This is a genomic window from Leucobacter chinensis, from assembly GCF_019049105.1.
Taxonomy (GTDB): Bacteria; Actinomycetota; Actinomycetes; order Actinomycetales; family Microbacteriaceae; genus Leucobacter_A; species Leucobacter_A chinensis.
Map to the genome: position 1 here is coordinate 1 of NZ_JAHQZR010000001.1, position 12,701 is coordinate 12,701.

Genomic DNA, 12,701 nt, shown 5'->3' on the forward strand with positions numbered 1-12,701 from the left:
GATTAACCTTCCCAAACAGTGACAAGACCCTGACGGTATGCCGGGGTGAGTGACTCACAACAAGTTGACACCGAGCGGAATCGACACTTTTTGACCACTCGATGAAGCAAGAGGGCGCTGCGGGGCAAAAACGGGGGCGGACTTGGCAGAAAAGCACCAGAATGGTCGGCGCGCCGGAACCCCGCGGCGCCAGGTCCCCCTCCAGTGCCAGGTCACCCTCCAGTGCCAGGTCACCCTCCAGTGCCAGGTCACCCTCAGTGCCAGGTCACCCGCGACGACACAGCGCAGAAACCAGCGAGCGCATAGAATGAGCCTGATGACGAAGCACCCGATCAGCCCTGCCCACCCCGCCGAGCGTCCGCCACGCACCTACGTGACCGGCCCCGTGACGCGGTGCGCAAGGTACTTAACGATTGCGGCGGCGGTTGCGGTGGTGGTGGTTGGGATCGTTGGTTATGTGTCTATGCCTGACACAATCCCAACGCACTACGGAGTGAACGGCGAACCCGACCAGTGGGGCCCGAGGGGTTCGTTCATCGCGCTGCTCATACTGGCGGCGCTCGTCTCGGCGGGCATGGTGATCGCCTCGTACTTTCCGGGCAGTGTTAACGTGCCCAGGGTGATCCCCGTCGAAAAGGCGCAGGCGTACTATCGCAGGGTTGAGCAACTGCTTATCGCGGTAGCCGCGGTGACGGTTATACTCTACGCGGCAATCGTGTTCTCAGCCGTTTACGGCGTGAATGTGCTGCTGCCGCTCATCGGTGTTGTTACCGCGTTGCTTGCGACCGCCACGGTTGGCACGATTGGGCTGGTGCGAGCGCTGCGGTAAAGCGTCGCTCTCTTCTTCGTGGGGCTGATGCGCGGAGTGATAGACATCACCGAGCAAGTCACGCACTGCCGCGGCGCAGCGCTCTTGAATCTGCTCGCAGACGCCTTCGGCTGGACCACGGCGAGGTACCGGAACGTCGTTGATGTGTGACAGTACGACGTTCGTGAGCTCAGCAACAGAGTCGCTGGCGTCTCGGTGAAAGAGGCGGAGCTTCGCAAAAAAATGTGTCCCATTCGCGTTTTCGAATCGACCGTTGTCTTGTACGAGCGCGACGCGTGCTCCAGTCGCAAGGTTGATCCACTCAAGATCGAGAGTATGACCGCGATGCAGGTCGTACATTTCGTGCAGAGTACCCCAAGCTTCACGCTGAATTCCGGGAGTTTCAATCCATGTAGCCATAAGACGTCCTTCTGTTGCGTACAAACACAAACGGTCGAATATCCCCCTGCTAAATAGTATCGTCACTCCTCCGAAAAACCGAAAAGAACTGATGTTGATTACGTAACAATCGGGTAGAGCCGTTCAAGCACTCGAACGTTCGGGGGTTGCTCGATGTGCCCTCGACGATGTCGGTCGTTGCATTTTCGGGCCAGCGCCTAACCCCTATGCCCGCGGCGATTCCACCGACAAAGCCCGTGCCCGTGCCCAGGCCTAGTCGGTTCGAGAGAGGGTGTTGCTCGCGTTCGACGTTTGCGCGTGAAAGGTGATGGTGTCTGGCAAGTAGCGGTCTTCGCCGTGTTCGATCGGCACGCCACTTCCGTTGAAACTCGTTCGACGCACGCGAAGCAGCGGGCTTGAGCGTCGAACGTGAAGGAGTGCCGCGTCGGTGCTTGAGGCGGCGACGGCATCAATCGCGTGGTCGGCGTGTGCAGTCACCACGCCAAAGCGCTCGGCCAGGACAGTAACGACCGAGGGCTCGTCGGCGGGGAGCGAGCGTATCTTCTCTGACATCCACTCGGGGTAGATGGTGCGTTCGAGCATGACGACCCTGCCGTCGAGTGTGCGTGTGCGCGTGACCTCGAGCACCTCGCTCTTGGGCTTCACGAGAAGCTTGCGGGCCTCCTGTACGCTCGCGGGTCGCGGCGTCGCTGAGTGCACTTGACCGCCCGGGGTCATACCCTTGCTTCTTGCCCACTGTGCGAACGACCGAAGCTCGCGAAAGCTTTGTGTGTTGAGACTCGACTGCACGATCCACCCCGCGCCTTGGAGGGGAACGAGCATGCCGCGATCTTCAAGTCCGGAGAGTGCCGTGCGTATCGTGCCGCGCGAGACACCGTATTGCTCGGCGAGTTTGGCCTCGGCCGGAAGCGCCGTGCCCGCGCTGAATTCTCCGTCGATGATGCGTGCGAGAAGATCTCGCAGTACATCGCGGTGGATCGAAGCTCTGGCAGCGTTCACACCCCAAGAATAGCCCGCGCGGCCCGGCTCGAAGACAACTGTGAACAGGAGTTCACAGTTGTTTGTTTCCAGGAGCCTTCGGCAAGGAAACGTTTGCCCGGCGTTTACCGGAGTGACCTATGCGGTTTACGCCAACGGGTCCTAATGGGAAGCGTGATGACAGAACCCCTGCTGAAAACGCAGCCGCAGATAAAGCGCCTGCCGGCCGCTGTATTGTGCGACCTCGATGGGACCCTGCTCGATACTGAGCAGCCCTGGCTCGATACCGTTCGCGAGACGCTCGAGGGTTTTGGCATTGCGGTGACTCAACGGCAACTCTTGCGTTTCGAAGGAGCGACGGTCTCGCAAACAGCGCGACTCATCATCGAAGACTTCTTTCTCGGCCAGCTGCCCCGTGGGCTTAGCACGCCTGCCGAACTTGGTGAGCGGATCGAGCGAGTCTCACTTCGGGTGCAGCGTGGCACGGCTCGTTGGAAACTGGGTGCACGAGAAATGCTTGATGACCTGCGTGAAGCTGAGGTGCCCGTCGCGATTGTGACGAGTTCATCGCGACGTTGGTATGAGCAGCTCGCGGGTGAGGTCGATTTGGGTTGGTTTGAATATGTCATCACCGCCGATGACGTGTTCGCTACGAAACCAGATCCTGAGCCCTACCAGCATGCCGCACGCCTTTTTGGGCTTCGAACGAGTGAGTGTCTCGCGCTCGAAGACTCCAAAGTGGGTATGCGTGCAGCGCTCGCTGCTGGGTGCCGCACTGTACTCGTGCGTGCTGAGCCAAGCTCAGGCCCAGAGACCGAGTACGAGGCCGACTCCGAACCGTGGGCCGCTGAGGCCCATGTGCGGGTCTCGAGTCTTGTGGGGCTCGGCAGCGACTGGGCCACCGCAGTATGTGATCTTGACCGACTTTCACCCTTTGAATACAACCCGAAAGGTACTCCGTGAAAACATCAACCCGTCGTGGCCTCGCCATCGTTGCAGGAATCTCACTCCTCGGCACACTCGCCGCCTGCTCGCCGAGCGAAGCCACGCCACCCGCAGAGGGCGGCGACACCGCGAACTCTCAAGAGGGAAGCTTCGCGAAAGACGAGAACACTCTCGTCATGGGCATGGTTCCAGACCAGCAGTCGGTCGAAAATAACTTTGAGCCGCTCGTTGAGTACATCGCGGCTAAGACCGGCAAAGAGGTCGAGCTCGTGCAATCGACCGATTACGCGGCCCTCGTAGAGGCGGCGATTGCGGGGCGTATTGATATCGGGAGCTTCTCGGGCTTCACCTACGTAGCCGCTACGAATGGTGGTGCGCCCCTCACACCGATCGGGGTCACTGTGACTGAAGCGGGAGAGGAGCCCGGGTACGAGTCACTCGCGGTTGTGCCGAAGGGCTCAGACATCACCTCGATCAAAGACATGAAGGGGCACAAGGTGTGCTTCGTTGATCCGGGTTCGACCTCGGGCTACCTGTACCCGAGCGCAGAGCTGCTCGCAGAGGGGATCAACCCCGAGAGCGATGTGACCCCGGTCTTCGCCGGTGGTCACGATGCCTCGGCACAGAAGACCGCGCAGGGTGTTGAATGTGAGGCTGGCTTTGCCGAGGACGCCGTGGTCGAGACCACGGGTATCGCCGATGGTCTCTTTGCCGAGGGCGACCTGACCGTGATTAACCGCGTTACCGTTCCGGGGGCTCCGCTCGTCATGTCGACGAACCTGCCGAAAGACGTGCAGAGCTCGCTGAAAGATGCGCTGCAAAACATCACGCTTGACGGTATCGAAGACGAGGGCATCACGATCACCGAGGCGTTCAAAGCCTATTTCTACGAGCTCGTGCCCGTTGAAGATTCGTATTACGACAGCGTGCGCAAGGTGTGTGAAGAAACCGGCGCTGCTCAGTGCCAGCCCTAACCGGCATAGCTGAGTAGGGCTCGCTCGAGAACGCCTACTCAGCATTTACCGGGGCCTGACACCAAGCGGTGCCGGGCCCCGCACATGAATGTTTGAGACCGCGGAAGGCGCGGCAGAAGGAGTCAACCGATGAGTGATACATCAAAGATCCGCTTGATCGACGTGACGAAGAAGTTTGGGCATACGGTTGCCCTTGAAAAGGTCTCGCTCGAAGTCTCGTCGGGCGAGGTTGTTGTGCTGCTCGGCCTATCGGGATCGGGTAAATCGACCCTACTGCGCCACCTAAATGGGCTTGAGGCCGCTACCGACGGCTCCGTTGAAGTGCTCGGTGAGACACTCAGCGGGCTTAAGGGGCGGCAGCTGCGAGAGCTTCGCAGCAAGGTCGGGTTTATCTTTCAACAGTTTGAACTGGTGGGCCCACGAAGTGTGCTTGAAAACGTGTTGAGCGGAAGCCTCGCAACACTTCGCGGCCCGAGGCTCGGCCTGCTCAGCTACCCGAAGCAGCTGAGGTTGCGCGCTCTCGACCTGCTCGCCGAGGTGGGCCTTGAAGAGCACGCCTTCCAACGGGCCGACACACTCTCTGGCGGGCAACAGCAGCGAGTCGCGATCGCCCGAGCCCTCATGCAGGAGCCCGAGATTTTGCTCGCCGACGAGCCCGTTGCCTCGCTCGACCCAGAGTCATCGCAGCAGGTCATGAACCTCATTCGTGAAATCGCCGTGCGTCGCGGTCTGACGGTGTTATGCAGCCTGCACCAGGTCGACCTCGCTCTTGCCTGGGCCGATCGTATTGTTGGGCTGAGGCACGGTGCTGTCGTGCTCGACACCCGGGCCGGCGCGCTCGATAAAGAAACCGTCATGAACATTTATCGCCGTGTAGCAGTGACCCCCGAAGAGATCGCGGCGATCGAGCCGCAAGAAGGAGCTGAGGGGCTGAACTCTGCTACAGCGGTAAACATGACCGATATGCAGGCGAGCGGGGCATCGGCGTGAGCGCCCCGACGCTCGCGAAACGAGAGGGTGCTGCGCAGTCGCCCCGGCCCACACTCGCAAAGCCAACGAGGGCGAGAATCGTTACCAACGCGCTGCTCATCGGGCTCCTCATCGCGGGAGTATGGTCGATGCAGGGCGTCGGTCTCTCCTGGGAACAGGTCACCCGCGGCACCGAGTATGCGGGGTCGTTCCTTGCACGCACGGTTCCCTTCGTCTGGCCGAGCCTCGGCGAAGCCCTGTGGCTCTGCGCCCTCACCCTGGCCATCGTGTTTTGCGGAACGGCGCTCGCCGCAGTGCTCTCGATCCCGGTGGCCTACCTTGCCGCCCGCAACACCGCCCCAAATCGCTTTGGCGTAGCGCTCGGCCGTTTTCTCGGTGTCACGACACGAGCGGCACCCGACGCCATTATGGCGATGATCTTTGCGCTCATCATCGGGCAGGGCGCGCTTGCCGGCGTACTCGCTCTCGGGATCCACTCGATTGGCATGATCAGCAAGCTCACTGCCGACGCAATTGAGCAGATCGACGACGGCCCCGTGCTCGCACTGCGCGCCGCAGGGGCGAGTAAACATCAGCAATTTTGGGGAGCGGTGTGGCCGCAAATTCTGCCCGCGTTCATCGCGATCGTGTTGCACCGTGCTGACATTAACCTACGCGTCTCGGTCATTCTCGGCTTCGTGGGCGTCGCCGGTCTCGGCCAGCAGCTCAGCATCGCCATGCAAACGCTCAACTATCGCGAGGCGATGCCTTTCGCGATCATCATCTTCGTGCTGTGTGTGCTGTTCGAGGTCGTCTCGGCGTTGTTGCGACGCTCGCTGCTCGGAGCCCAGCCCGAGGGCCGCAGCATTGCCCACCGCCTCGTTCGCCGCCTGACGAATGAGCCCGAGACTCCAGAGGAGGCGCGGATCGCGCACGCCGCCCAGGGTCGCAAAGGCCGTATTCCGTGGACCCCTGACCGGGTGCGCAGCGTCACCCTCATCTGGTCGACGGTGCTGATCGTCGCGGCCTCGGTCGTTCTCGCGGGATCGCAGGGCAGTAGCTTCGCGAACTTCTGGCAGAACCTCGCGATTGCAGGCGGTCGCCTCTGGCCGCCCTCGCTCGCGCAAGAAAAGTGGGGTCAGGTTACCCTTGCCCTCGTTGAGACCGTGCAGATCGCGTTCGCGGCAACCCTCTTCGCTGTGGTCTTCTCGATGTTGCTCGGAGCCCTCGCCGCACGCAACGTTTCACCGAGCCCCGGGGTTCGGGCCGGAGCGCGGTTGACGCTCGTCGTGATCCGCGGCTTGCCAGAGCTCTTGCTCGCCCTGTTTTTTATTATTCTCACGGGACTCGGCCCCGGTGCCGCTGTGCTCGCGCTTGGCATCGGCGGGGTGGGGCTGCTCGGGAAGCTCGTTGCCGACTCGCTCGAAGAGGTGAATCCCGGGCCCGAGCAAGCGCTCTTCGCCGTTGGGGCGACGCGGCCGCAGATGTTTGCGGCTGCGACCTTCCCGCAGGCCGTGCCATCGTTTGTTGGGCACACGCTCTACCTGCTCGACACGAATATTCGCTCGGCGACGGTGCTCGGCATCGTTGGTGGCGGTGGCATCGGGTACATGCTCTCGAGCGCGGCCCGGGTGAACCAGCACGAGCTGCTGTTCTTACTGCTGTGCGTGCTCGTGATCGTCTTTCTTGTTGAGGGGCTCTCGTCGCTCTTGCGCAAGATGCTGGCGTAGCTGTTGGGGGTTTGCATGCGTGCTGGCACCGGGGCAAGGTAAACGCAAGGTTACGAAAAGCTGCGGGTTCGGCGAGTAGCGGCTGTGAACGCCCTGGGCAAGCCTTGCATCAGCGGCGAGTGAATGAAACAGTAGAAATGTCCAATATAACCAACGAACGGAGCTGAACAATGAGTGCATCAGACAAAATCGAAGCAGGTATGGACAAGGTAAAGGGTAAGGCCAAAGAAGCCGTAGGCAACCTCACCGATAACGAACAGATGGTGGCCGAGGGCAAGGCAGACCAGGTCAAGGGCGGTGCCAAGAAGGTCGTTGGCGACGTGAAAGACACCGCAAAAGACATCATGAACGACTAACGTTCGCTCACGCGAAACGCTTCACAGCCCCAGCCCGGCATAGCGCCGGGCTGGGGCTGTTCTCTTTCTTGGTGGATCGCGCCCCGCGGTTGCCCGGGAGCGTGCTACTGAGCTGAGCCAGCCCTCGCTTCGCCCAGCGAGCGCTGATACCTGCCGGGAGTCTGGCCAATGAGCGCGGTGAAGGCGTCGATGAAGGCGCTCGGGTTGGCCCAGCCGCAGGCGGTTGCGACGTCGAGCACCGACCGGCCTTCGCTGAGCATGAGAAGAGCGCTGTGCACCCGCAACTGAATGCGCCACTGGCGAAAGCTCATGCCGGTCTCTGCACGAAAGAGGCGGCTGAGCGTGCGTTCGCTCGCGCCGATGCGGTGGCCCAGCTCACTCAGGGTTGCGGGGCTCGCGAGGTCTGCCGTGACGAGCGACATCACCTGCAAGAGGCGCTCGTCGGTGGGAACGGGAAGATGCAGGGGCTGCTCCGGGGTCGCCGTGAGCTCGTCGATGATGACGTGGCGTAGGCGGTTGCGTGATTCAGGGCTGCGAGCCTGTGTGCTCGTGAGCGCGAGCGTGGCCTCCCGGGCGAGGGGCGGTACCGCGAGCACTGCCGGGTGGCCTGGCAGGCGGCAGGCATGCTCGCCGGTCATGAAGACGATGCGCATGTCGGTTGCTCCGTGTGCGCGGTGCTGATGCAGAAAGCCGCCGGGAATCCATACGGCACGGTTCGAGGGCGCGATCCACGACCCCGCGTCGGTCACCATCGAGAGCACGCCGGTTGCGGGGTACACGAGGTGGCCTTGGTCGTGTAGGTGGGCGGGGGTGTGCTGCTCGTGACCGAGTCGCAGGGCCTGCTCGGGAATGATGACTTCTTGGCGTAATTCAGGCATTTCATGTCAGTTTACCGGTTGAGAGCTAGTTGCGCATCGGCTGAAATAGTGGGTATGCCGTTTGATACCCCGAATACTGACATGGTGAACCTGCCAACCCCGGATGCCGCAAAGGGAAGCGGCGAACCCGAAAAAACCCCGAGCAAATGGTCGCTGCTACTGCTCGGCACCGGTCTCATCCTCATCGGCCTAAACCTGCGCATCGGTGTTGCCTCGATCGGCCCCGTGCTTGCCGACATTCAAGCCTCGCTCGGGCTCTCTGCGACGCTCGTGAGTTTGCTCATGACGATCCCGGTCTTTGCGTTTGGTGCGTTTGCTTTCTTTACCCCTGTTCTGACGAGACGTCTCGGCATGCACCGCCTGCTCGGGCTTACGCTTCTCGTTCTCGCAGCAGGCATTCTGCTTCGGCTGCAGCCAAGCCTGCTTGGCCTCTTCGCCGGTACGGTGCTCGTTGGTGCCGCGATTGCGGTGGGCAACGTGGTGATGCCCGCTGCGATCAAGCAAGACTTCTCGCACCGGGTGGGCCTCATGATGGGGCTCTACTCGACCGCCCTGTTCGTTGGTGCCGCGTTTGCTTCAGGGCTCACCGCGCCGTTACTGCCAGTCATGGACGGGAATTGGCGCCTCGCGCTTGGCGTCTGGGCGATTCCCGCAGTGATCGCGCTCGTCATTTGGTTGCCGCAGCTGCGACGCGGCCCGCAGCCCAGGTGCCCAAAGCACGGGGCAGGGCAGGGTGCTACTGCTGTCGTCGCAACGAAAACCACCACCAACGAGCCGCCATTTCGTGCGATTCTCACCGACCCGATTGCGATTGCTGTCACGCTGCTTATGGGGCTGCAGAGTGCGAGCTACTACACGATGCTCACCTGGATTCCGACGATGCTGCAAGACGCCGGCATGAGCCCGAACGAGGCTGGTTTGATGCTCGCATACTCTGCCTTTCCTGGAATCGTTGCCTCACTTGTCACGCCTTCGGTCGCAGCCCGCATGAAGCCGACCTGGGTTCCCGTTGCCATCGCGACAGCGCTCGTCGCCTCTGCGTACGTGGGGCTCGCGATCGCGCCGGCCGAGGGAGCCTACGTCTGGATGACGCTCATTGGCCTCGGTCAGGGTGCCACTATCAGCCTCTCGCTCACGTTCATCGTGTGGCGTTCACCAGATGCCCACCACACGGGTCACCTCTCGACGATGTCTCAGGGCTTCGGCTATCTCATTGCGGGGCTCGGGCCCATCGGCATCGGGGCGGTGCACGCTGCAACCGGTGAATGGAAGGTGCCGATGGTCGTGCTGGGAGTCGCGCTCGTCGTGCAATTGCTGGCTGGAATTATTGCTTCGCGTCCCGAGCATATTCGCGCTCGGTAACGGGTCTAAAAGTGAGGCTAGGCTACACTCATATTTGAGGCAAACAGAGGCTTTTAGCCTTGCCTAGCCTTGCTTGCGCGGCCTTCTTCTCAGTGCCATGCTGATGGCATGACCACCACACAAACCGGCTTCGAAACCGTCATCGACCACCTCCATGAGTCACACCTCGAGAGCAACGTGGGGCAACGCCTCAACTGGTTGCGCGCGGGCGTGCTCGGAGCCAACGACGGCATCGTCTCGGTCGCCGGCGTCGTTGTCGGTGTCGCAGCAGCAACGCCAGGCAACGTCATTGCGATCGCGACGGCCGGCATCGCCGCGCTCGTTGCTGGCGCCTTCTCGATGGCGGGCGGCGAATATGTCTCGGTGAGCACACAGCGTGACACCGAAAAAGCACTCATTGAAAAAGAGAGCATCGAGCTCAAAGAGCACCCGCAAGCTGAGCTGGCAGAGCTCACCGGCATGTACCGCAAGCGTGGGCTCTCAGCCGAGCTCGCGAAGCAGGTCGCCGAAGAGCTCACCGAGCACGACGCCCTCGCGGCTCACGCCGAGGTCGAACTCGGCATCGATCCAGACGAGTACACGAGCCCGTGGGTCGCTGCGTTCTCGTCGTTCATCGCCTTCACACTCGGTGGACTCATCCCGATGCTCATGATTCTCATTCCCGGGGGCAACGCGGTCGCCCTCACCGCGATTGCGGTCGTGGTCGGCCTCTTCCTGACGGGCCTTCTGAGCGCCAAGCTCGGCGAAGCGCCGATCTGGCCCGCGATCATACGCAACGTGCTCATGGGCTCTGCCACGATGGTCGCGACCTACCTCATCGGCATGCTCTTTGGAGTGGCGATCGGTTAGTCTGGCCTAGATCCACCCCTGTTGCCACGCATGTTCAGCGGCCGCGTGACGCGAGGCTAAACCGAGCTTCGTGATAGCCGATGAAAGGTAGTTGCGCACGGTTCCTGGCGAAAGAAACAGCTGTTGTGCAATGCTCTGCACGCTGTCTGCCGAACGGGCGATACGTAAGACATCGAGCTCACGGTGCTCGGGGTTTCAGTCTTCAATGCCTAAATCTTGGCGACCTGTGCTCGCTGTGAGACACTGGTGCCCGAGAACGTAAAGGGGTCACCGTGAAGAGCGCTCGGCAGCAGCCAGAAACCAGGCGGGGGTAGCGCCATATGTGCGGTCGCTGCGTCGTCGACATTTCAGAGCAACAGTTCGCCGAGATTTTTCCCGGCGCCGTGCTTTCGCCCGAGCTCGGCGACTCGTCCTGGAACCTTGCGCCGACCCAGCACCTGCCCATTCTCGTGATGAGTCATAAGCAGCCTGGCCAACGCCGAGTCGAACTGGCGCGCTGGTCGTTGACGCCGCCCTGGTCCCCGACCCTGCAAACCTCGTTCCCGACGTTCAACGCGAGGGCCGAGACGGCGGCGACGAAGGCCACGTGGCAAGATCCGCTGCGTTCGAGGCGTTGCGTCGTGATCATGAACGGGTTTTATGAGTGGAGCGGATCACAGGGCAAGCGAATCCCGCACTATATTCAGGCCCCTCACCAGCCGATGCTCGTGGCCGGGTTATACGGGTGGTGGCGTGACCCAGAAGCCGAGGGCCCAGACGCATGGCACCTCACAGCTGCCGTGCTCACCGACGAAGCCGAGGGGCCGGTGAGCGCGCTGCACGACCGCATGCCCGTATTCATTGAAGAAGCCCACATTGACGCGTGGATCGACCCTGCCAACCCGGGCGCCGGCTCATTGCTCGAGATGGTTCGTGAGGGCGGTCGGCGTATTGCCCGGCAACTGCGCATTGACGAGGTCGCCCCGCTGAAGGGTGACGGGCCGCACCTCACCGATCCCGTGTAGCGCTCATTCGGGCCACTCGACAGCCTCGGAGCCGCCGTGTCAGTGGCTGCCAGTATGCTCACACTATGGCAAAATCAAGCGGCTTCGAATGCACTGAGTGTGGCTGGCGTGCACCCAAGTGGGTGGGGCGCTGCGGCGAGTGTCAGCAGTGGGGCACGGTCATTGAACGAGGGGCTCCTGCCGGTGGCATTGGTAAGAACACCCGTGCGGTGAGGCCTCCTGAGGGCCGCAGTGCGGTGGCGATTACGAAGCTCTCTGGCGACACCGTTAAGCACCGGCCGACCGGCATCTCTGAGCTTGACCGAGTGCTCGGCGGCGGCATCGTTCCAGGGGCTGCGATTCTCTTTTCGGGCGAGCCTGGGGTTGGCAAGTCGACGCTGCTGCTGAGCGCGGCGGCCGAAGCGGCGAGGCGGGGCGACCGCGTGCTGTATTCGAGCGGCGAAGAGTCGACGGGGCAAGTGCGCATGCGCGCCGAGCGAACCGGCGCGCTCGAAGAGACCCTCTTTCTCGCCTCTGAAACCGACCTTGCCGTTGTGCTCGGCCAGATCGAAGAGGTCAATCCCGATCTCGTCATCATCGACTCCGTGCAAACGATGCAAACCGAGGCCGCACAGGGCATCGCCGGTGGGCCTGCCCAGGTGCGTGAGGTCGCGGCCACGCTCATTCGGGTGGCAAAGGAGCGTGAGATTCCCGTTGTGCTCGTGGGGCATGTGACGAAAGACGGCACGGTTGCCGGGCCGAGGCTCCTTGAACACCTCGTTGACGTCGTGTGCCACTTCGAAGGTGATCGAGACTCGCCGCTGCGCTTCTTACGAACACTGAAAAACCGATTCGGCCCAACCGACGAGGTCGGCTGCTTCCAGATGCACGGTGAGGGTATCGAGCAGGTTCCCGACCCGAGCGGCCTCTTCCTGAGTCGAAACCGAGAGAGCGTGAGCGGGGTGTGCACGACCATTGCGATGGAGGGGCGAAGGCCGCTGCCCGTTGAAGTTCAGGCACTCGTCTCGCCATCAGCGGCACCGAATCCACGACGGGTCACGAGCGGCGTTGACTCGTCTCGCGTCGCAATGATTCTCGCGGTCATCGAAAAACGCTGCGGGCAGAAGCTCTCAGACCATGATGTGTACGTCTCGACGGTCGGCGGGGTGAAGCTCGCAGAACCTGGTACCGACCTTGCGATCGCACTCGCAATTCTGTCGTCGGCCAAAGACCGGGCCCTGCCCGCTGGCGTTGTTGCCTTTGGCGAGATTAGCCTTGCCGGCGAGATCAGGCCGGTTCAGGCAGGCCAGCAACGCAGGGCAGAAGCCACGAGGCTCGGCTACCAGCACATCATTGACGACGCGACGGGGTCGTTACGGCAGGCAGCACAGCATACCGCAAGACTCTCGACGTCGGCGGGTTGACGCTGAGCACCGCTTCACACACGAA

General features: G+C 62.1%; 13 protein-coding genes and 1 pseudogene. 11 read left to right on the forward strand and 3 right to left on the reverse strand.

Features of this window, described 5'->3' with window-relative positions; all coding sequences use genetic code 11:
- Positions 1 to 316 precede the first annotated feature (316 nt).
- Positions 317 to 829 carry a DUF1648 domain-containing protein gene (locus KTJ78_RS00005; protein ID WP_217131567.1) on the forward strand — a complete coding sequence of 171 codons (513 nt, stop codon included), beginning with the start codon at positions 317 to 319 and terminating at the stop codon, positions 827 to 829.
- A 27-nt stretch (positions 830 to 856) separates the two neighbouring features.
- The gene (locus KTJ78_RS13710) at positions 857 to 979 is read left to right on the forward strand and encodes a hypothetical protein (protein ID WP_256448940.1); all 123 of its coding nucleotides are present in this window, start codon (positions 857 to 859) and stop codon (positions 977 to 979) included.
- Positions 980 to 1,480: 501 nt separating this feature from the next.
- Here the strand turns inward: KTJ78_RS13710 and KTJ78_RS00010 are convergent.
- Positions 1,481 to 2,227, reverse strand: a complete 747-nt coding sequence (locus tag KTJ78_RS00010; protein ID WP_369807905.1) for a GntR family transcriptional regulator — start codon at positions 2,225 to 2,227, stop codon at positions 1,481 to 1,483.
- 156 nt (positions 2,228 to 2,383) lie between these two features.
- Between KTJ78_RS00010 and KTJ78_RS00015 the strand changes: the two genes are divergently transcribed.
- The 5 genes from KTJ78_RS00015 (at position 2,384) to KTJ78_RS00035 (ending at position 7,180) form a co-directional block, all read left to right on the forward strand.
- Entirely contained in the window at positions 2,384 to 3,169 is a 786-nt protein-coding gene (locus KTJ78_RS00015) for an HAD family hydrolase (RefSeq protein ID WP_217131569.1), read from the forward strand.
- Complete coding sequence (locus tag KTJ78_RS00020) at positions 3,166 to 4,125, forward strand: phosphate/phosphite/phosphonate ABC transporter substrate-binding protein (protein ID WP_217131571.1); 960 nt, start codon at positions 3,166 to 3,168, stop codon at positions 4,123 to 4,125. Before KTJ78_RS00015 ends, KTJ78_RS00020 begins: the two co-directional genes overlap by 4 nt.
- A gap of 129 nt (positions 4,126 to 4,254) precedes the next feature.
- Positions 4,255 to 5,115 carry a phosphonate ABC transporter ATP-binding protein gene (gene phnC, locus KTJ78_RS00025; protein ID WP_217131573.1) on the forward strand — a complete coding sequence of 287 codons (861 nt, stop codon included), beginning with the start codon at positions 4,255 to 4,257 and terminating at the stop codon, positions 5,113 to 5,115.
- On the forward strand, positions 5,112 to 6,824 hold the full coding sequence (gene phnE / locus KTJ78_RS13825; protein ID WP_217131574.1) for a phosphonate ABC transporter, permease protein PhnE: 1,713 nt from the start codon (positions 5,112 to 5,114) through the stop codon (positions 6,822 to 6,824). Before phnC ends, phnE begins: the two co-directional genes overlap by 4 nt.
- 170 nt (positions 6,825 to 6,994) lie before the next feature.
- Positions 6,995 to 7,180 carry a CsbD family protein gene (locus tag KTJ78_RS00035; RefSeq protein WP_217131575.1) on the forward strand — a complete coding sequence of 62 codons (186 nt, stop codon included), beginning with the start codon at positions 6,995 to 6,997 and terminating at the stop codon, positions 7,178 to 7,180.
- 104 nt (positions 7,181 to 7,284) lie between these two features.
- Here KTJ78_RS00035 and KTJ78_RS00040 read toward each other — a convergent pair whose 3' ends face one another.
- Positions 7,285 to 8,058 (reverse strand): AraC family transcriptional regulator, encoded by a 774-nt coding sequence (locus tag KTJ78_RS00040; RefSeq protein ID WP_217131576.1) that lies wholly within the window; start codon positions 8,056 to 8,058, stop codon positions 7,285 to 7,287.
- Positions 8,059 to 8,112: 54 nt separating this feature from the next.
- On the opposite strand from KTJ78_RS00040, the gene KTJ78_RS00045 reads away from it, so the two are divergent.
- Both KTJ78_RS00045 and KTJ78_RS00050 read left to right on the forward strand, forming a co-directional pair.
- Positions 8,113 to 9,420, forward strand: a complete 1,308-nt coding sequence (locus KTJ78_RS00045) for a CynX/NimT family MFS transporter (RefSeq protein ID WP_217131577.1) — start codon at positions 8,113 to 8,115, stop codon at positions 9,418 to 9,420.
- Positions 9,421 to 9,528: 108 nt separating this feature from the next.
- A complete protein-coding gene (locus KTJ78_RS00050) occupies positions 9,529 to 10,269 on the forward strand; it encodes a VIT1/CCC1 transporter family protein (protein ID WP_217131578.1) in 741 nt (246 codons plus the stop codon).
- A 6-nt stretch (positions 10,270 to 10,275) separates the two neighbouring features.
- Here the strand turns inward: KTJ78_RS00050 and KTJ78_RS00055 are convergent.
- Positions 10,276 to 10,440, reverse strand: a pseudogene (locus KTJ78_RS00055) (response regulator transcription factor); the annotation flags it as partial.
- A 149-nt stretch (positions 10,441 to 10,589) separates the two neighbouring features.
- Between KTJ78_RS00055 and KTJ78_RS00060 the strand changes: the two are divergent.
- Both KTJ78_RS00060 and radA read left to right on the forward strand, forming a co-directional pair.
- A complete protein-coding gene (locus tag KTJ78_RS00060) occupies positions 10,590 to 11,273 on the forward strand; it encodes an SOS response-associated peptidase (protein WP_217131579.1) in 684 nt (227 codons plus the stop codon).
- A gap of 65 nt (positions 11,274 to 11,338) precedes the next feature.
- On the forward strand, positions 11,339 to 12,676 hold the full coding sequence (radA, locus tag KTJ78_RS00065) for a DNA repair protein RadA (RefSeq protein ID WP_217131580.1): 1,338 nt from the start codon (positions 11,339 to 11,341) through the stop codon (positions 12,674 to 12,676).
- Positions 12,677 to 12,701: the final 25 nt, after the last annotated feature.